22 protein-coding genes are annotated in these 17,287 nt (G+C 62.0%); 17 read left to right on the top strand and 5 right to left on the bottom strand.

Annotated features, from left to right (window positions below; translation table 11 throughout):
• Positions 1-297 precede the first annotated feature (297 nt).
• The gene (locus tag ACNAOU_RS25865) at positions 298-801 is read right to left on the bottom strand and encodes a Secreted repeat of unknown function (protein WP_015062041.1); all 504 of its coding nucleotides are present in this window, start codon (positions 799-801) and stop codon (positions 298-300) included.
• A 227-nt stretch (positions 802-1,028) separates the two neighbouring features.
• Here ACNAOU_RS25865 and ACNAOU_RS25870 point away from each other — a divergent pair, with 227 nt between their 5' ends.
• From ACNAOU_RS25870 to ACNAOU_RS25900, 7 genes are all read left to right on the top strand, one after another.
• Positions 1,029-1,529, top strand: coding sequence for a sigma-70 family RNA polymerase sigma factor (locus tag ACNAOU_RS25870; protein WP_015062042.1), 501 nt, complete (start codon positions 1,029-1,031; stop codon positions 1,527-1,529).
• A complete protein-coding gene (locus tag ACNAOU_RS25875; protein ID WP_011689564.1) occupies positions 1,526-2,260 on the top strand; it encodes an anti-sigma factor family protein in 735 nt (244 codons plus the stop codon). The genes ACNAOU_RS25870 and ACNAOU_RS25875 overlap by 4 nt, the downstream gene beginning before the upstream one ends.
• A gap of 214 nt (positions 2,261-2,474) precedes the next feature.
• The gene (locus ACNAOU_RS25880; RefSeq protein WP_168529493.1) at positions 2,475-2,627 is read left to right on the top strand and encodes a hypothetical protein; all 153 of its coding nucleotides are present in this window, start codon (positions 2,475-2,477) and stop codon (positions 2,625-2,627) included.
• A gap of 212 nt (positions 2,628-2,839) precedes the next feature.
• Positions 2,840-3,514 carry a DUF305 domain-containing protein gene (locus ACNAOU_RS25885; protein ID WP_015062044.1) on the top strand — a complete coding sequence of 225 codons (675 nt, stop codon included), beginning with the start codon at positions 2,840-2,842 and terminating at the stop codon, positions 3,512-3,514.
• An 80-nt stretch (positions 3,515-3,594) separates the two neighbouring features.
• Complete coding sequence (locus ACNAOU_RS25890) at positions 3,595-4,233, top strand: DUF3105 domain-containing protein (RefSeq protein WP_015062045.1); 639 nt, start codon at positions 3,595-3,597, stop codon at positions 4,231-4,233.
• A gap of 201 nt (positions 4,234-4,434) precedes the next feature.
• The gene (locus ACNAOU_RS25895; protein ID WP_422759336.1) at positions 4,435-5,007 is read left to right on the top strand and encodes a recombinase family protein; all 573 of its coding nucleotides are present in this window, start codon (positions 4,435-4,437) and stop codon (positions 5,005-5,007) included.
• A gap of 78 nt (positions 5,008-5,085) precedes the next feature.
• Positions 5,086-8,052, top strand: a complete 2,967-nt coding sequence (locus ACNAOU_RS25900; RefSeq protein WP_015062052.1) for a Tn3 family transposase — start codon at positions 5,086-5,088, stop codon at positions 8,050-8,052.
• 11 nt (positions 8,053-8,063) lie between these two features.
• Here ACNAOU_RS25900 and ACNAOU_RS25905 read toward each other — a convergent pair whose 3' ends face one another.
• Positions 8,064-8,303 (bottom strand): hypothetical protein, encoded by a 240-nt coding sequence (locus ACNAOU_RS25905; RefSeq protein WP_422759337.1) that lies wholly within the window; start codon positions 8,301-8,303, stop codon positions 8,064-8,066.
• Positions 8,304-8,687: 384 nt separating this feature from the next.
• Here ACNAOU_RS25905 and nrdH point away from each other — a divergent pair, with 384 nt between their 5' ends.
• From nrdH to ACNAOU_RS25935, 6 genes are all read left to right on the top strand, one after another.
• Positions 8,688-8,957: a glutaredoxin-like protein NrdH gene (nrdH, locus tag ACNAOU_RS25910; RefSeq protein WP_422759338.1), complete on the top strand. Its 270-nt coding sequence runs from the start codon at positions 8,688-8,690 to the stop codon at positions 8,955-8,957.
• Positions 8,958-8,986: 29 nt separating this feature from the next.
• A complete protein-coding gene (locus ACNAOU_RS25915; protein ID WP_422759339.1) occupies positions 8,987-9,391 on the top strand; it encodes a hypothetical protein in 405 nt (134 codons plus the stop codon).
• A 56-nt stretch (positions 9,392-9,447) separates the two neighbouring features.
• Positions 9,448-10,404 (top strand): DUF3560 domain-containing protein, encoded by a 957-nt coding sequence (locus tag ACNAOU_RS25920; RefSeq protein ID WP_422759340.1) that lies wholly within the window; start codon positions 9,448-9,450, stop codon positions 10,402-10,404.
• A gap of 143 nt (positions 10,405-10,547) precedes the next feature.
• The gene (locus ACNAOU_RS25925; protein WP_422759341.1) at positions 10,548-11,363 is read left to right on the top strand and encodes a ParA family protein; all 816 of its coding nucleotides are present in this window, start codon (positions 10,548-10,550) and stop codon (positions 11,361-11,363) included.
• Positions 11,364-11,367: 4 nt separating this feature from the next.
• Positions 11,368-11,787 (top strand): ParB family protein, encoded by a 420-nt coding sequence (locus tag ACNAOU_RS25930; RefSeq protein ID WP_422759342.1) that lies wholly within the window; start codon positions 11,368-11,370, stop codon positions 11,785-11,787.
• 28 nt (positions 11,788-11,815) lie between these two features.
• A complete protein-coding gene (locus tag ACNAOU_RS25935; protein ID WP_422759343.1) occupies positions 11,816-12,181 on the top strand; it encodes a hypothetical protein in 366 nt (121 codons plus the stop codon).
• 74 nt (positions 12,182-12,255) lie between these two features.
• On the opposite strand, the gene ACNAOU_RS25940 is transcribed toward ACNAOU_RS25935, so the two are convergent.
• Positions 12,256-12,837 carry a DUF4145 domain-containing protein gene (locus tag ACNAOU_RS25940; protein ID WP_422759344.1) on the bottom strand — a complete coding sequence of 194 codons (582 nt, stop codon included), beginning with the start codon at positions 12,835-12,837 and terminating at the stop codon, positions 12,256-12,258.
• 512 nt (positions 12,838-13,349) lie between these two features.
• On the opposite strand from ACNAOU_RS25940, the gene ACNAOU_RS25945 reads away from it, so the two are divergent.
• From ACNAOU_RS25945 to ACNAOU_RS25955, 3 genes are read left to right on the top strand one after another with little or no spacing between them, the layout of a single operon-like run.
• Positions 13,350-13,829 (top strand): hypothetical protein, encoded by a 480-nt coding sequence (locus ACNAOU_RS25945; protein WP_422759345.1) that lies wholly within the window; start codon positions 13,350-13,352, stop codon positions 13,827-13,829.
• Between the two features lie 17 nt (positions 13,830-13,846).
• Entirely contained in the window at positions 13,847-14,869 is a 1,023-nt protein-coding gene (locus ACNAOU_RS25950) for a zeta toxin family protein (protein ID WP_422759346.1), read from the top strand.
• Positions 14,870-14,873: 4 nt separating this feature from the next.
• Entirely contained in the window at positions 14,874-15,035 is a 162-nt protein-coding gene (locus tag ACNAOU_RS25955; protein ID WP_422759259.1) for a hypothetical protein, read from the top strand.
• 175 nt (positions 15,036-15,210) lie between these two features.
• On the opposite strand, the gene ACNAOU_RS25960 is transcribed toward ACNAOU_RS25955, so the two are convergent.
• Both ACNAOU_RS25960 and ACNAOU_RS25965 read right to left on the bottom strand, forming a co-directional pair.
• Complete coding sequence (locus tag ACNAOU_RS25960; RefSeq protein WP_422759348.1) at positions 15,211-16,317, bottom strand: ImmA/IrrE family metallo-endopeptidase; 1,107 nt, start codon at positions 16,315-16,317, stop codon at positions 15,211-15,213.
• Between the two features lie 5 nt (positions 16,318-16,322).
• Positions 16,323-16,682, bottom strand: a complete 360-nt coding sequence (locus ACNAOU_RS25965; RefSeq protein ID WP_422759260.1) for a hypothetical protein — start codon at positions 16,680-16,682, stop codon at positions 16,323-16,325.
• Positions 16,683-16,829: 147 nt separating this feature from the next.
• On the opposite strand from ACNAOU_RS25965, the gene ACNAOU_RS25970 reads away from it, so the two are divergent.
• Positions 16,830-17,285 (top strand): hypothetical protein, encoded by a 456-nt coding sequence (locus ACNAOU_RS25970; protein ID WP_422759261.1) that lies wholly within the window; start codon positions 16,830-16,832, stop codon positions 17,283-17,285.
• The last annotated feature ends 2 nt before the right edge of the window (positions 17,286-17,287 follow it).

The following is a 17,287-nucleotide window of genomic DNA, read 5'->3' on the forward strand; positions in this document are numbered from 1 at the left end:
GCACGGTTGTAATACTTTCCGTGATGGGGAAGGCAGCCCGTGGAATGACGCGGGCACACGGGTTCGAAGGAGAGAACACAATACCCGCGAGGGCAGTAGGGGACTCTTCGTGGTTGGCCTAGAATTCGCCGCGTCGGATGCTGAGTTACGCGGGCGGGATTTGCGCGGCGCTGTATCGCGGACCAAGGGAGTGGTCGAGGGACCGTGGTCTGGTAACTGGTGGCAGCCGTTCTTGCCGACACACGATCCCCGGCCGGCCAGCTAAAAGGCCGGTGGCGCCCAGGACGCTGCGTTGTGTTATCCGGCGGGGGTGCTGATCTTTTCCCCGGCCGGGTTGATGACCCACCAGATCTTGTTGAAGCCCTGGCCCTTGACGTCGCCCGGGGCGGTGTCTTTGCTGTAAAGGTACAGGGGCATCCCGTTGAGTGTGACCTGCCTGGTCCCGGCGTCGGTGGTGATCACGCCGACCTTTCCGGTGACACCCTCCACTACCGGGGTCCCGGATCCGGCGGTCACCGCCGGCCAGATGGACAGGCAGGCCCCGGTGCAGGCACTTTTCCCGGAGTCTTTGACGTCCTTGTCGAAAACATAGACGGACATGCCCTTGCCGTTGACAACAGTGGTCCCCAGGGAGGTTTTCGCGGTGGCCAGATCTGCCGGGGCGGCACTGGTGGCGGGGGCGGCGCTGGTGGTGGGGGCTGACGTTGTTCCGGTGGAGGTCGATGTTGATGCGCCGCAGCCGGTCAGGGCCAGAGCGGAAAGGGACAGTGCTGCCATGGCTGTGCTCAGTCTCGTGTTCATGAAATATTTTTTCTCTTAAAGAAGATCTTTGGAACAGATGCACCCGGGCTGCTCTCAGCCGGTCGTTGCGGTGGATCTGCACGGCGCGGGTTGGCCGCTATGCCCTAAGACGGCGCAGGTGGTGAGAATGGTTCAACCGGGGGCGGAATTTTTTACGGCTGAACTTTTCCCGGCCATTGGGCGTCTTAGCGGGTAGAGCCCGTTCCATCGAGATGTCAGGGGCGTCCATGCCATTGGATGAGCAGATAGTCGCAGAGATCTACCGGGAGCATGCACCGGCGCTGCGGCGCTTCGTGATCGGAATAACATCCAGCCCGGAGCAGGCTGAAGACGTCGTACAGGAAACGATTCTGCGCATCTGGCAGCAGGCGCCCGGGATCACCACCAGTATGCGCGGTTACCTTTTCCGGACGGCCAGGAACATCGTCATCGACAATTTCCGGCATCAACAGCGCCGGCCCCAGCAAACGCAGACGGAGCACCTGGAGCAGATGGCGATTACGGTCGAGCACGTGGACGAGCTGTTGATGAAGGTGCTGATGGAAGAAGCGCTGACCCGGCTCAGTGCCGTGCACCGCGAGGTCATCATTGCCCTGCATTACCGCCGTTTCACGGCGGCCGAAGCCGCCGCGGTCCTCAACCTCCCGGCCGGGACGGTCAAGTCCCGTGCTTTCTACGCCCTCAAGGCCCTCCGCGCCGTTCTGGATGAAATGGGAGTGAAACCGTGAACACGGACCCGGCAGACCACGACGCCCTCCACCACCTGGTGGGCGCTTATGTACTCGGCGCCCTGGAACCCGGAGAGCGGGCACTCTTCGACCAGCACCTGACACTGTGCCCGCGGTGCTCGGGCGAGCTTAAGTCCCTGAGCGCCCTGGCGGGGTTCCTTAATACCGTGCCCGCAGAAACGGCGATCAGGATGGCCGCCCCCCAGACAGCGGCCGGACCGGTCCACAGGATCAGGGGCAGCTCCGCGCCCCGTGCAGGCGCCCCGGAGGCGACGGACCAACCCGGGCTGGCGCCGCTGATGGCGCAGCTGGCCACCCGCCGGCGGCGGACCCGACGGCGGACCACGGGATTGGTCTCCGGCACGGCCGCAGCCTTCCTGGTCATCGGCTTCGCAGCCGGCCCAGCCCTGACAGGGTCCCCGAAACCGGAAGAAAGTTATACCAGCAGCGCCGCCTCCGGACCCCAAGTGCAGCTGGGCCTGGTCAAGAAGGCCTGGGGAACCGAGCTGGCCCTGGACGGACGCGGGCTTCCCGACCGCGGAGTCATCTCGCTCTGGGTCAGGGACACATCGGGCAACTATGACCGGGCGGCCAGCTGGAACGCCACAGCCCAGGGCCGGGCCAAGGTAACGGGCGCAACACCAGTGACCATCGAGGACGTGGAAACCATCGAAATCCGCGACACCGCCGGACAAAAAATCGCTGTCCTAGCCAGAGCCGCCAACAACTGACACACCGAAAAACTGCCCGCGCGGATACCGCCCACACTGAGCGCCCGAGCAGGGGGACTGCCCCGGATTTCGTTGACTCCTCGGGGTCGAATGTTGTTACGTGGCCTTGAGGCCGGTATTTTTTGTCTCAAACTCGACCGAGGTTGGCGACCGCGGCCCCGCTGACGGCGTTTCCGGTTTGTATGATTTCTCCATCCCAGGTCACGATGACCACGTGAAGGTCGGCCCTGGCGCCGGGTTCTTCGAGCTGAAGGCCTCCGAACTTGTGGTGTACACGTACACCTACGACGACGGAAAAGAGCATGATCTGGGCATCTGGCTGCACACCCAGCGCCAAAAGAGCCCGGCACGGCGAACTCGAGCCTAACAAGACCCGTGGCAGGGTCCGATTCGTTGTAACACCATCGGTGCAACACAATTCCTCTCACAAGGGAACCTTGTGAGCTCACAAGTGGCGCCCCCCTACTGGCACCGTTCCCGAACGGGAAGGATAGTATCGACGCGTCCCTGGCTGGTGGACACCGGCCTGGGCGCCTGCCCTGAGTCTTACCCGCTGATGCCAAACTTTCCGGAGTCTTCATGATTAATTTACTGCCGCGGTGGCAGAAGCGCCTTTTGGTGGTTCTTGCCGGGGTAGCTGTATTGGGCCTGTTGGGGTTCTCCTTCGTTGTCGGCCGGGTCTTGGCCGGGCCGGACTACCCTTCGAGCACAAGTGCGGATGCCGGGTTCGCCCGTGACATGCAGATTCATCACGCACAGGCGGTGGAAATGTCTCTGATGGTCCGGGACCGCACCGAAAATGAAGAAGTGAGGGCCATTGCGTATGACATCGTGTTGACCCAGCAGCAGCAGATCGGGCAGATGTACGGCTGGCTCCGGGAGTGGAATCTTCCGCAGAGCAGCGGAGGCCAGCACATGGCATGGATGTCCGCCCACCCGACAGGCCACAATGGCCACGACAAGGACTACGGCGCGGGAACCCGGACAGCCAAAGATCTAGAGGTCATGTCTGAGGGCTTGATGCCTGGGATGGCAACCTCCGCGCAACTGGCAGCACTCTCGAACGCCGAAGGCGTCGACGCGGACCGCGTCTACCTCACGCTGATGATCGCCCACCACGTGGCCGGGGCGGACATGGCCGAGGCCGCCGCTGACCTGGCCGAAACCGGGCACGTGCGCATGCTTGCCGCGAAAATGGCGGAAGGCCAGCAAGCAGAGATCACTGCCCTGCAGGAGCTGCTCGGCCGCATATAACCACCCCGGTGCAGGCTGACAGCGGACTGCACCGGCACAGATGAACCGTCTGCCCCGCCTCAATGAAGGAAAGTCAAGAGTTGAACAAGAAACCAGTCCAAAGAGACACGGCGCGTAAGGCGACCCTGGCCGCCATTAATGCCCGGCAGCGCGCACGCGAGCGGAAACGAACTGCGCTGATCTTCGGCGGGGTCGGGGCTCTCATCCTGACGATCATCGTGGCGGTGTCCATCGTAGTGACGGCGGAGATTCAGGACGGCAATGCGGCGAAGGAGGCTGCTGGCCGGCCAATCGAGGGCGTCCAGGCGTATGAGAACCTCGGCAGGGACCATACCCTGGACCCAGTGTTCTTCGAGCAGAGCCCGCCGGTGGGAGGGAACCACCATCCCCTCTGGACCAACTGCGGGATCTACACCCGAACCCTACCGAAAGCCAACACAGTCCACTCGCTGGAGCACGGCGCAGTATGGATCAGTTACCAGCCAGAAATCGGCCAGTCCCAGATTGATGAGCTGGCCGCGCTCGTCGGAAAGCGCAGCTACGTCCTCCTGAGCCCCTATCCGGGACAGGACGCCCCCGTGATCGCCACCGCCTGGGGTCTTCAATTAAAAGTCGACTCGGCCGATGACAGCCGGCTCCCGACATTTCTGGACAAGTACATCCAAGGACCCCAGACCCCGGAGCCCGGAGCCCCATGCTCAGGCGGAATCACACCTTAGCCGTAGGGCGACCGACACATGCGGGAACCGCACCCGTTCATCGCCCGGACGAAGAGCATTTCCCCAAAGTAACGCGACCGATCGTTCACGAGACACTCAAAGTCGAGTTCGAAGAAGTGCGGAAGCACGGGGCCTCGTTTGTAATGCTTCGCGTGTACTGTCCTATGTAAAGTCCAGCCGGGTTACTGATACGTTTTAGGAATGCGAATCGGATACGGACGGGTTTCAACCCATGACCAGCACCCCGAAGCCCAGCACGACGCCCTGACAGCGGCCGGCTGTGAACAGATCTTCATTGATACGGCCTCCGGAAAACTCGCCCGCAGACCCGAACTCGACAAAGCGCTGCTCTCGGCCAACCGGGCAGGGGACCAACTCGTCGTCACCAAACTCGACCGGCTCGGCCGGTCGCTGGAAAACCTCATCGAGCTCTCCAACACTCTGCAGGTGCGTGGTGTGGACCTAGTGGTCCTGGACCAGGGCATAGACACGTCCACCGCCATCGGCCGGATGTTTTTCCAGATCCTCGGCTCGATCGCCGAGTTCGAACACGCCCTGATGTCCGAACGGACCCGCGACGGCCTCGCCGCTGCCCGGGCCCGCGGGCGCACCGGCGGCCAGAAACCCAAACTCGGACCCCGCCAGGTCAAGCTGGCCCGCGAAATGTATGAAGAAAAGGGCCCCGACGGGAAGCGGGCCCACACGGTCGAGCACATCGCCCAGGAGTTCGGCGTCACCCGGCCCACCATTTACCGGCACCTCGCTAAGCCATGAACGACGGGCCTTGCGCGCCACAGCAGAACGACGGCATGTCCGTGAGGCCCGGCCGTTTAGTAGATAAGGACTTCTGACGTGGCTCTGCGCTCTTTGCTCACGACTGCCGAGCGTAGCCAGATCCTGGCAATACCCACTGGAGCAGAGGACCTTGCAGCCCACTACACGCTCAGTGATGCGGATATGTCGTTGATCCGCCAGCGTCGCGGAGACACGAACAGGCTGGGCTTCGCCGCCCAGCTGGCTCTGCTGAGTCACCCGGGGATCGCGCTGGCCGAAGACACCGAGGTCCCGCCTGAACTGCTTTCTTGGCTGGCCTCCCGCTTGGTCGTCCCCGCCGATGCATGGACAGACTACGGGGAACGCGAGGAAACGCGGCAAGAACACGGAAGAGAGATCCGCGCGTATCTGGGCATGTCTGCGTTCGGCATCGCGGACTTCCGCCAGCTCGTGGAGCACGTGGGCGGCGTGGCTGCCCAAACAGACAAGGGCCTGCTCCTGGTTGAAAGCGCGAGAGACTTCCTCCAGGCAAAGAAGATCGCTCTGCCTGGCGTCAGCGTCATTGAACGGGCCTGCGCACAGGCCCTGACCAAGGCTAACCGGAGCATTTACGCCACCCTGTGTGAGCAGCTGTCCGTGGAACACTGCAAACGACTGGACGGGTTGCTTCTCCGTCGCCCTGAGAGTTCATCGACCGAAATCGGCTGGCTGCGGCAGGCACCCCTGCGCGCCAACGCACGGGCGATGAACGAGCACATCGACCGGCTCACTACCTGGCGTGCCCTTGATCTCCCGTGGCCAGCAAGCCGGCTGGTTCACCGGAACAGGTTGCTGAAGTTTGCCCGTGAGGGTGCCTCCATGACCGCGGCCGATCTGTCCAAGTTCGAACCCGCACGCCGGTACGCGACCCTCTTTGCCATGGCAGTGGAAAGCATGGCAACCGTCACCGACGAAATTATCGATCTGCACGACCGCATCATTGGCCGGCTCATCCGGACCGCGCAGAACAAACAAAACCAGCACACGCTGGCGTCCCGATCCACCGTCACAGCCATGATGCGCCTGCACTCCAGGCTCGGTGACGCCCTCTTCGCGGCCAAGGAAAACGGTGAAGACCCCTTCGCCGCGATCGAAACCGCCATCGGCTGGGAATCCCTTGCGACAAGCATCGCCCAAGCCAAGGAAATGACCAGACCGGCCTTCGAAGATCACCTGGCCCTCGTCAGCGCACACTTCACCACGCTGCGCCGCTACACCCCGGCGTTCCTTGCCGTCCTTGACCTCCACGCAGCCCCCGCAGCACAAGACCTCCTGGCAGCGATCAACGTCCTCCGCGCCCTGAACACCACCGGCGCCCGAAGGATCCCCGACGATGCACCGGTCGCTTTCATCAGGCCCCGATGGAAACCGCTGGTCTTCACCGACGACGGCTTCCACCGGGGATTCTACGAGTTCTGCGCCCTCACGGAATTAAAGAATGCCCTGCGGTCCGGAGACATGTGGGTCACCGGGTCCCGTCAGTTCCGCGACTTCGACGACTACCTTCTTTCCGGCCCCGACTACGCCGGCATGAAGACCGCCGGGAGCCTGCCTCTGGTCACAACCGACGGCGGCGAAGATTATCTCCAGGACCGTCTTGCCCTGCTCAGCGAACGGCTGTACCAGGTCAACAGGCTTGCGTCCCGCGACGAACTGCCCGGGGTACTAATCACGGACAAGGGCGTGAAAATCACCCCGCTCGAGACGATCGTCCCCGCGCACGCGCAACCACTGATCGACCAGGCAAGCGCCATGTTCCCGCGGATCAGGATCACCGACCTGCTGATGGAAGTCGATAGCTGGACCGGATTCACCCGCCACTTCACAAGCCTCAAATCCGGCCACCCCTCCAAGGACAAGCAGCTCCTGCTCACCGCGATCCTGGCCGACGGAATCAACTTGGGACTGACGAAAATGGCTGAGTCCTGCACCGGCGTCACCTACGCACAGTTGGACCGCCACCAAGCCTCATACATACGGGACGAAACCTACAGCGCCGCGCTAGCGGAACTGGTGAACACCCAGCACGGTCACCCCTTCGCCGCACAGTGGGGCGACGGGACCACCTCGTCCTCGGACGGGCAGCGCTTCCGCGCTGGCAGCAAAGCCGAATCCACGGGGCACGTGAACCCCAAATACGGTGCTGAGCCCGGACGGTTGATCTACACGCATGTGTCGGACCAGTACTCGCCCTTCCACAGCAAACTCATCAACGTCGGGGACCGCGACGCGACCTATGTCCTGGACGGGCTGCTCTACCACGAGTCCGACCTGGCAATCCAGGAGCACTACACCGACACGGCCGGATTCACCGACCACCTCTTCGCCCTCATGCCCCTGCTCGGCTACCGGTTCGCACCACGGATCCGCAACATCGGCGACACCCGTATCTACACCCCCACCAACGATCCGGGACTCCCGGGCTTGGCGCCGTTAATCGGCGGAACGATCAACACCAAAACAATCGCCGTGCACTGGGATGAAATCCTCAGGCTCGCCGCGTCCATCAAAACCGGCACCGTGACCGCGTCCCTGATGATGCGAAAGCTCAGCGCCTACCCGCGCCAAAACGGGCTCGCCGTCGCCCTGCGCGAACTGGGAAGAATGGAACGGACCCTCTTCCTGCTCGACTGGCTCCAGGACCCCGGCCTGCGCCGCAAAGTCACCGCCGGCCTAAACAAGGGCGAGGCCCGGAACACCCTCGCCCGCGCCGTTTTCTTCAACCGGCTCGGCGAAATCCGTGACCGCTCCTTCGAACAACAGCGCTACCGCGCCAACGGACTGAACCTCCTCACCGCAGCCATCATCCTCTGGAACACCGTCTACCTCGACCGCACCATCACCACCCTGACCAGCAACGGCAGCGACATCGACCCCCACCTCCTACGGTTCCTCTCACCCCTGGGATGGGAACACATCAACCTCACCGGCGACTACACCTGGCCCCGCGCCAACCACATCAAACCCGGCAAATACAGGCCACTACGACGACCGGCAAAACCTTAGCGTCGGATATTTCACTTTTTCACAAGCCACCCCATGTTGCTCAGCTCCCGTGCGGTTGTTGAGTGGAGGTAGTGGCGGACGCCATGGATGGTGATCTCGATGCATTCCCCGAGTTCGTCACCAGTCAGTGCAACGCCCACATGGCCGTCCGGCCAGTTGTTGGGCACGTCCGGCTCGTGTGTAACGGTGACCGGTTCGCGTATCAACTTGACCTGCTGGCGTTCGGCCTTCAAACGGCTTGCTTTCCCCATGATTATCCTTCGTCCAAATGGTTCAGCAAGTATCCCTGACGCCGGCCGCCGGCAGCGGCACAGTTCCCCATGGTCCAGGCCTTTGCGCTGCCGTCTCCCCCCGTCGTGGTCGGGTTCTTTTCAGCAGGGACGACACACATTCGGTGTGCGGGGCCGCCTTGACCAGGTACAGGAGCCACCGGGCCGGCCGGGTTCTAAGGCGCTGGGGGGATTTACGCTGAGGTGCTGTCCGTTCTTGCACCACACCCACCTAGCGCCGCGCACGCAATGAACGAAACCGCCAAGACTGAGCCGAAAACCCCGAGAAATCAAGGAATAGCCATTGACCTCTAATGCTTCTAATAGTACTATTAGAAGTGAAAGGGAAGATGGAGGGAACCTGAGATGAACACGGAAACAGCAATCGTCACGGTCTACACGAAGCCGGCGTGCGTCCAGTGCAACGCCACCTACCGAGCCTTGGACAAGGCAGGCATCAGCTATGAGTCGGTGGACGTCACCGCCTCCCCCGAAGCCCTGGAGTACGTCCAGGATCTCGGCTACTCCCAGGCTCCGGTCGTCGTCGTTAATGCAGACGACGAAAACCACTGGTCGGGCTTCCGGCCTGACAAGATCGGCCACCTGGCCGCCGCACTCAAGATCGAATGCCCGTAATAGTTCCATTAGAAGTAAAAGAGGCAGCCATGACCGCAATCATGCAGCAGTACAGTCAGGCGGAGACCAACCGGCTGATCCGGGCCGAGCTGAAAGCGTCCTATCCAGGAAGCGCGTTCACCGTCCGGGCCTCCAATGGGGCAGGTATCACTCAGACGGTCATCGGTTGGGAGATTCCCTACCGGCCGACGTCGGCCGACTTTGACGGCTATTACTCCCCCGAGACTTGCGAGCTGGCGTCAGGGCCGAGCGAGGCGGAGATCGACGCCCTGGCGGCCCGTTACAGCTCCTGGGAATGGGCCGGTGACGACGGAGTGAGGGAGCACGCGCCCGAGCGCCTGGTGGCCAGCGAAGCTGGCGAACTGCCCTGCCTGGTCCGCTATGGGGCCGGCAACGTCACGGCCAACCCGAGGTATCGAAACATTGCTCTCTAACAGTTCTAATAGTACTATTAGAACTGTTAGAGGTACCTATGAAAAGGAGATCGAAAATGACGATCATCACCCACACCCGCGAGGCGGGAACGCTCATCGAAGGCACCGCGAGGGGCGATGGCTCCAACACCATCCTCAAGGCGGCCGGCTGGCGCTGGTCCCGGAATCTGGGCACCTGGTACGTGCCGCACACGCGGGACCGCGCAGCGCGCCGGCAGCTGATCAATGACACCGCCGAGCAGCTGTGCGCAGCCGGCTTTACCGTGGAGATCGAAATCAACGACACCGCCAGGCCTGCGGCCACCGTCGAGCACGACAAGGCCCAGCGCGCGGGGGAGAGGGCCGAAGCCCTGGCCGCCCGCGCAGAGCGCAGGGAATCGGCAGCAGAACACGCACAGCAGCAGGCGCGCGCGGCCGACGCCCGCCTTCCCGAGGGAGGGGAACCGATCAAGATCGGCCACCATTCCGAGAGCCGGCACCGCAACGCGATCGCCAAGGCCAACCGGGCGACCCGCCGCGCTATCGCCGCCGAGCAGGAAGCCAAGCAGGCCGCCGAACAGGCAGACACAGCAGCACTGGCCACCATCCGGCGCTACAACCCCGTTACCGTCGCCAACCGCCTGGAAACCCTGGGTGCGGATCTGCGCCGCGCAGAGCGCCAGCTGAACGGCCACACGCGCACTCTCTACAAGACGGGGGATACCCGCTACGTGGAGGCATCAGAGCCGGCCCAGGGGGAGTACGCGGAGCGGCTGCAAGCACGTATCCAAGAGCTGCAGGACCAAATCAGCTACTGGGAAGGAGTCAGGGCCGAACAGATCGCCGCCGGCATGGCCGGCAACTACGGCCCGGAGACGATCAACAAAGGGGACCAGGTTAAGTTCCGGGGCAGCTGGTACGAGGTCCGGCGAGTCAACCGCAAATCAGTCACCATCCCTTCCATGGTCGGCGGCAGCTGGACCGATACGGTGCCGTACCACGAGCTGTCCGGCCACCAGCCGGCAGCGTTCTAAAATTGTCCTCTATCACTTCTAATAGTACTATTAGAAGTGATAGAGGTTATCAGGCAAGATCATGTGAACTGTGGTGAAATGGCGCGGAAGTGCTGGACAGATTCAGCCCTAAAACTACTAATAGAAGTATTGGAGGTATTCATATGAGCGCGCAGATCATCGCCGTGTGCAATCAGAAGGGTGGCGTCGGCAAGACGACCGTCACCGCGGGCCTTACCGAAGTGCTGGCCCACCGCCTGGGCAAACGGGTTCTCCTGGTGGACGTCGATCCCCAGTTCAACGCGACGAGCAACATGGGCGTCACCGGCCCGGAGTTCACCCTGAACGATGTCCTGGCCGGGGGAGAGGGCAACGAGGTCATCCCCGGTGTTATGGCCGATGCAGCCGTGCCGGCCGGCACAGAGTGGCAGGCCGACGCCGAGAAGGGCCAGGAGTGGCCAGCGGTCCACTTGGTTGCCGCTGAGCGCGCCTTGGCGGGCCGGGAGCAGGACCAGATGATGGGCAGGGAGCACCGGCTCCGGATTGCGCTTGACGGGGCCACGGAGGCCTATGACGTCGTGCTGCTGGATTGCCCGCCGTCACTGGGCCAGCTGACGATCAACGCCCTGGTGGCCGCTGACAGCGCGCTCCTTGTAACCGAGCCGCGCGCATCATCCGTCGAAGGACTGTCCGAGATCGTCAAGACCCTGGGCAGCGTCCGCAGCCTGTTCAACCCGGGCCTGTCGCTGGCCGGCATCATCGTCAACCGCGTGAGCAAGCGCAAGAGCGACCAGGCCGAATGGCTCGAGAAGCTGGAAGCCGACTACGGCCCCCAGCTGCTGCCGCCGTACCTGCCCGAGCGGGAGGCTTTCGCCAAGGCAAACTCGGCCGCCGTGCCGCTGCGCCACTACGGCCCGAACGGCCGCGAGCTGCTGGACCGCTTGGAAGAGATCGCACGCACCATCACGAAGGAGAACTAGAACCATGGCAGAGAACCGACGACGGGGGAGTGCCCCGGACAAGGAGGCCCTGGCTGCCCTGGGAACCGCCGGCACGTCACGGCTGCGCAAAGCGGCCGCCAGTGACGTCGTGACCGAGCTGGCAGGACAGCCTGGAGCCGCGCCGGCGCCTGCTCCCGCCCCGGTTGAGCCGGTTAAAGCGGCCCGGCCGGCGAAAGCCACCCCGAAGAAGACCAGCTTCTATCAGCTGGAAGAGGACGCTGACCGGATGCGCGCCGCGTACCTGAACACACAGATGCACACCCGCTACCGCTCCCTGAGCGAATTCATCAACGCCGCCATTGACGAGAAAGTCAGTGCCCTGGAGCAGACTTACAACGGCGGCGAGGAATGGCCGCCCCTGGCCGCCCGCGAGATCCCCCAGGGAAAGCCCCTCGGCAGCTGACGCCGACCAACCCAGAGAGGAACGCAGCATGGACGAGGAAACCCCCGAAGTGATCCGCGCGGCGGATGATGCGTACGAGGCAATCCGCACGATCAATCACCTGACGATCACTCAGGTTCACGCTGCCCCCACGGTCTACAGCGTCTTGGGCAACCTCAAGGGAGTGGGGCACTTGCTGCCCCAGGCGTGCACTCAGCTGGCCAAATCCCTTGGCCGATCCCTGGATGAGTACGACGTGTACGAGGACGACGACCGCGACCCCGTTGCCTCCGTGGCCACCGCGACGGACCACCTGACCAGGGCGTCGCAGCTGGCCGCCGAACTGGGCGCAGAACTGGAGAAGGCGCAGAGCGCAATCTCCCGCCAGGGATACCGCGAGAAGCCTGCTTCCTGACAACTTCGAGTGCGTGAGCCAACACGCAGTGCGCTTCCGGCTTACGTCCTATTGCTGCTTTGAATCGGCCACTATCACTTTGCGTATATCCGGCCTCTGGCTTCATTCACGGCTCGCACACGCTCTTTAAGTTCCGGGGCCACTATCAGTTCATTGAATGCAGCTTCAAAAAACTCCAAACCGTCGACAACGGCACGGACACTGAGCGGTTCCCCTTCGTGAGATCCTGAGTTCCCGATCCACTTGATGGCGAGAAGCTGTTCCCCCACTTCCTGGTTACCTGTTTCTGTCTTCCAGAGCTCAATTCGTTTGTGAAGATTTATGCGTTTGTCGTTTTTGTCGTACGCCGGTATCCCCCAGTTGGTGAGGAACAGCTCTATCGAGGAGCGGAGCACGGTGGCGGCAGAACTAGGATCAACGAAAATGATGGGCGCGGCCCGGTCGATGGCATTGCGCACATTCTGTGGCACGGCCTCGGGCAGCGAGAGTAGTGGCAGCGGCGGGTTGAAATATTCGACTTTGTAGAACTCCGAGTAAGGGATTCCCTGGTACTCGCTGCCCAAATCTGAGGTGGCATAGTCGACTCTGAACTTCCCAACCCCGACGACCGTCTGCTTGCATTCGCTGTAGTCGCAATGCCCGATTACATAACCCATTCGGGCTCCCAGCCAGGGTGATTCATGTCTTTCATAGATTGCTCGTTACGAGCCGTTTTAGGCTTTTCCCACGAAACATAGCCTTCTCCACAAGTACGACAATGCGGGCGCGGCCATGGCATGCCTTGCTCAATCTCTTCATCGAACCTTTGAAGGACCCGGAGGTGGGTGTTGACCATCATCTCTTCCCTGTTTAACGGTTACAGGGCCAGTAACCCCGTCGAGGACAGCATATTTCGTGGAAGAGAAGTTCAAGCCACAGCACGGAAAGACGAGGGTTGCGGCTCATGGAAGCGGCAAGAAGAAAGCCCGCCGATGGGGGACCGGCAGGCTTTCACCGTCGACTGTACGGACACCGCCTTAAAACATCGAATGGAGCAAAGCGTAAAACCTTGCCCGGTGCAACGACGCTCGGCGTTCACTACGCCCGCTGCCCCTGCATTGTCTGAAGCCATCGTTATAACGTTTGTTATAACGATGATAACATTGGTTATACACAGGGAGGTTTGGACATGACAATCATCAGCCCCGAGAACGCCATTGCCAATGCCCGCCGTGCCCGCGCACGTCGCGAGCTGGGCGGACTGGACTACATCAGGAACGTCCGCGCTGCCGTCGAAACTGCTGACCAGCGCGTGGTCGCCCGAGCCCTGGGCGTCAGCCAGCCAGCCATTAGCCGGCTGCTCTCGCAGGCTGACGCCAGGGGAGTGAAGCCTGTTCCCGAAGGTTTCAGCGGTGCCAGCCCCTACGAGATCGCAGAGCGCTACGCGGCCGGCGACATTGACCGCGACGCCATGATCCGCGAGCTGTCCGCGTGGCCTTACCTGAAGAACGAAGGCGCGGCCGCAGCGGCGGCCGAGTGGGAGTCCACGCCCTATCTGGACACCCCGGGATCGTTCGCGGAAGTCGGCCGGGCCTTTGATGAAGGACTGATCGACGGCGACGCCTACGACCAGATTCTGGACGCCTCCGACGAGGCTCCCGAAGTCTGATGGCTACGCTGTAAAGCGTGACTACAGAAGACCAGGCAGCAGCGCACCGCGCCACCTTGGAGCGCCTGGGCGCAGACGGGGGACCGCTGACCGCCCAGAGCAAGACCGCGACCGCCCAGAACCCCGAGTGGTTCAACGTCCGTCGAGGCGAGCCACGCCAGGACCGCCGGCGGCTGCACAACGAGATCCTTGCACGCTTCATTGAGTCACGTGCCGAGGTCCGTCGGGACAAGAAGGCAATTGTCCTTGCCGGCCCTCCCGGTGCCGGAAAGTCCACCGCGCAGGCCGCCCTCATCCAGGCAACCCGGACGCAGCCGGAGCACTGGCTGCCGATCAACGCCGACGACTTCAAAGATGAGCTGCTCCAGCAGGCCCGCCAGGATGGAAGCTACGACAGTTACCTGCTGCCGGACGAAGTGCGCGCACTCGAAGCAGCGGGGGAGAAGTTCTACCCGCGCGAGCTGGCAGCCCTGGTCCACACGGAGTCATCCATCCTCGCCAAGAAGGCACGCAACGAGGCGCTTGAGTCAGGGATGAATGTCATCATCGACGGCACCCTGGGCAACGAGAAGCAGGCCAGGATTCTGCTGGACCGACTGCAGGCCGCCGGTTATGACGTCCTGGTTGCCGACGTCGAGACAACGCAGAAGGTCAGCGAGGCGCGCACCATGGGCCGCTGGGAGCGCGGCTACCTCGATGCCGAAAACGGAACGGCCGCCGGCCTGGATGCCGAGCTGGGAGGGCGCTGGGTTCCGCAGTCGTTCCCGGCATCACTGTTCAACGAACCAAGCGACACGGAATCCGTTTGCGCAGCCAACGCAGCGGCAATCGCCGCAGACTATGGATGCGTCAGTGAATACCAGGTTTACCGCGTCGCAGACAGGGACGCTGGCCCAAAGCTGGAGACAACGCAGGGCCGCGCCAAGGCAGGCGGGCCGCTGGTTGACAGCGACACCCTGGGGGCAGTTCGCGCGGCCTCAACAACGCGCGCCACGCACCACAGCAACCGGCCCCAGACCGGTAAGGACTTCGGGAGGTAGCAACGTGGAACGCACATTCTCCGACCGCATTGAAGCGGAGATCCGCAGGGGAAAAATCGACTCACCGGCAGCGGATGAAATCGTCAAGCTGGAGCGATGGCTGACCCATGGTGCACCGACGCCAGGAACACCCGCGCATCGATTCAAAGACAAGGCAGACAATTGACCTTCAAGGCAACCGACGCCAACCTGCATGAGCACTGATGCTCGTTGAGCGTTGTACTCCGCGGCGTCGGATTTGAACCAATCGCCGCCCCGTGAATAGGCAACCCACAGGTGCATCGCCACAGAGGTACTGTTATCAGCGACTGCACGGGCCTAATCCGCAACTTCGCGGGTGGTTAGTTCACGAGTGATAGAGCCTCCAGCTCATCTACGTCTTCAGGACGAATTGTTCCGCGGAGGGCATTCGCACCGCTGAAATCCTTGGTGATCCATGCGTATTGACCAGCGACGATGGTTACTCCAACTCCTAGACGCGCGGCAAGACGAACCAGGTCGGATCGGGTGGTCGCCTTTTCAATCTCGGCCAGGGAATTTCCAGGCAGCAGTATCGTTCTGGCGAAGTCGTTTGCCTCCTGCTCAGCGTCGTCTGTTGGAGCTTTATCGATGTCTAGGAAGGTTGTCCGTCTTGGGTGTAGAACAACGTGGCCGATCTCGTGTAAGAGATTGAACCAGAAGGTATCGGGGCGTTTTTGTCGTTCAGTAATACCGATGACAGGTCTGTCGCTTGCAAGCCACCAGGTTGCGGCCAGCATTCGCGTCTTTGGAACCTCGCGAACGAAGGTGAGGACGACGCCGGCTTCTGCAAGTGCTGCACGTGCTGCCAGGAATCCGTCGGTAACCGAGAGAGTCGTCATCCCGGGAATGCTTCGGGCAACCGAACGCAGTGCCTTTATATTCAGTGGTTGAACCTCAACTTGCTCAGCGGCGCGCTCCACGAGTCGAAGCCACAGTGCCGTGTTCTGTTCTTCGACGGCGAATGCCTGGCTCCTCCGAAACGAAACGCGCGGCTGAATCCATTTTTGGTCGAATGCAGCCGGGGTCGCTACCTGGAAGAACTTGAGAATCTTCTCCACTCTGGTTATCTCATCGTCTGCCGGGGCGATGACATGGTGACGTCGAATTGTGTCCGAGTCGAAGGCGGCGGCCCACTGCCGAAACTCCGGTAGGCGCTCCATTGCTCGAACCTTGCCTTGATGGGCCTCCCAATCGGCGTCAAGACGCGTCCAGAATTGTGTGGGTATGTCAAGGGCCCGCTCCAGGAGGACCGCGACGTCACCCGAAATGCCTGCCTTGTCCTTGACTATCTGGTTCACATGCTTTGATGTCAGACCCGTGCGTTCGGCGAGTTCCGCCTGGCGAATGTTGCGCTGTTCGAGGATGTTCGTCAGCATTTCGCCGGGGGATATTGCCCAGTCGGGTACGAGTTCTTCGGTCGTTGCCATTTGGTTCACCCTGTCGTCCTAGTTGCCGAGAGCCCGGCTACCGCAATGTCGAGGACTTCTAGCCACTCGACCTCCTCTGGCCTCTTGTGGGGCGAGTCAATAGCGTCGCCCTTCCTGTCACGCGCCTCAGCGGTCAGAACTGCGCGCTTGTGTCCAAGTGCGACATGGGTGCGGGCTTGCCCGTTGGTCGGTGTCAACAGGCTGATAAGCCCGATGTGCATTGCATCTGCAAGCGACGGATCGGAAATTCGCAGTATTTGGATCAGCATGGCGGCCTCGCGGTGCGCGTCTGGCCATGTCTTGGTCAGCGATGCGGACGAGTTGAGCAATCCCGCCAAGCCTGTATCCCCCACGGTCACTCTCACAACACCAGTATGCCCCACTCCGGTTCATGTTACGTAAACGACTGGAAAGTCTTTTTCATAAAAAAATTTACCAATTGTGCGATTTTTGGGTGCTAGACTGTAGATTGAGGTCGTTCGGATCTCTACCAGTTTGGAAGGAAGCTTGATATGCGAATTCACATCCACGAGGCCGGCGGCGCCGTCCCGGTCACCCACTCCGACGTTTCCCCGGAGACGCTCCTCCGCGCAATCATCGACATCGGCCTCGATGAGCGCGTTTACCGGGTCGGTTCAAGCGAGGAAATTGACCTGGACCAGACGGTCGTAGAAATTTTCGGAAGCGAAAACGGCCATGTCATTAGGCATCAGGCCCGCGAGATTACCATCGACGTCTCATACACGGGGGCGACGGCCAAGCTCGAGGTGACTCCGTCTACTCGGGTGAAGACGGTCTTGGCGGAAGCAATCGCCGCTCTGCGCATTGACCCGAGCAGCGCGGTCGACCTCACGCTGCGCGTTCCCGGATCTGATGTGGACCTCGACTCCACGAAGCCCATCGGTGCGTACGCACGAAAGGGTCACCTCGCGGTCGACCTCGTACACATCGTTCGACCTCAGGGTTAAAC

It is taken from the genome of Paenarthrobacter sp. C1 (assembly GCF_049315185.1).
GTDB lineage: Bacteria > Actinomycetota > Actinomycetes > Actinomycetales > Micrococcaceae > Arthrobacter > Arthrobacter nicotinovorans.

What these genes read in the sequence shown, in the direction of transcription:
- ACNAOU_RS25865 (WP_015062041.1), bottom strand. Translation starts at nt 801, where the DNA reads ATGAACACGAGACTGAGCACAGCCATGGCAGCACTGTCCCTTTCCGCT.
- ACNAOU_RS25870 (WP_015062042.1), top strand. Translation starts at nt 1,029, where the DNA reads ATGCCATTGGATGAGCAGATAGTCGCAGAGATCTACCGGGAGCATGCA.
- ACNAOU_RS25885 (WP_015062044.1), top strand. Translation starts at nt 2,840, where the DNA reads ATGATTAATTTACTGCCGCGGTGGCAGAAGCGCCTTTTGGTGGTTCTT.
- ACNAOU_RS25895 (WP_422759336.1), top strand. Translation starts at nt 4,435, where the DNA reads ATGCGAATCGGATACGGACGGGTTTCAACCCATGACCAGCACCCCGAA.
- ACNAOU_RS25905 (WP_422759337.1), bottom strand. Translation starts at nt 8,303, where the DNA reads ATGGGGAAAGCAAGCCGTTTGAAGGCCGAACGCCAGCAGGTCAAGTTG.
- nrdH (WP_422759338.1), top strand. Translation starts at nt 8,688, where the DNA reads ATGAACACGGAAACAGCAATCGTCACGGTCTACACGAAGCCGGCGTGC.
- ACNAOU_RS25915 (WP_422759339.1), top strand. Translation starts at nt 8,987, where the DNA reads ATGACCGCAATCATGCAGCAGTACAGTCAGGCGGAGACCAACCGGCTG.
- ACNAOU_RS25920 (WP_422759340.1), top strand. Translation starts at nt 9,448, where the DNA reads ATGACGATCATCACCCACACCCGCGAGGCGGGAACGCTCATCGAAGGC.
- ACNAOU_RS25925 (WP_422759341.1), top strand. Translation starts at nt 10,548, where the DNA reads ATGAGCGCGCAGATCATCGCCGTGTGCAATCAGAAGGGTGGCGTCGGC.
- ACNAOU_RS25930 (WP_422759342.1), top strand. Translation starts at nt 11,368, where the DNA reads ATGGCAGAGAACCGACGACGGGGGAGTGCCCCGGACAAGGAGGCCCTG.
- ACNAOU_RS25935 (WP_422759343.1), top strand. Translation starts at nt 11,816, where the DNA reads ATGGACGAGGAAACCCCCGAAGTGATCCGCGCGGCGGATGATGCGTAC.
- ACNAOU_RS25940 (WP_422759344.1), bottom strand. Translation starts at nt 12,837, where the DNA reads ATGGGTTATGTAATCGGGCATTGCGACTACAGCGAATGCAAGCAGACG.
- ACNAOU_RS25945 (WP_422759345.1), top strand. Translation starts at nt 13,350, where the DNA reads ATGACAATCATCAGCCCCGAGAACGCCATTGCCAATGCCCGCCGTGCC.
- ACNAOU_RS25960 (WP_422759348.1), bottom strand. Translation starts at nt 16,317, where the DNA reads ATGGCAACGACCGAAGAACTCGTACCCGACTGGGCAATATCCCCCGGC.
- ACNAOU_RS25970 (WP_422759261.1), top strand. Translation starts at nt 16,830, where the DNA reads ATGCGAATTCACATCCACGAGGCCGGCGGCGCCGTCCCGGTCACCCAC.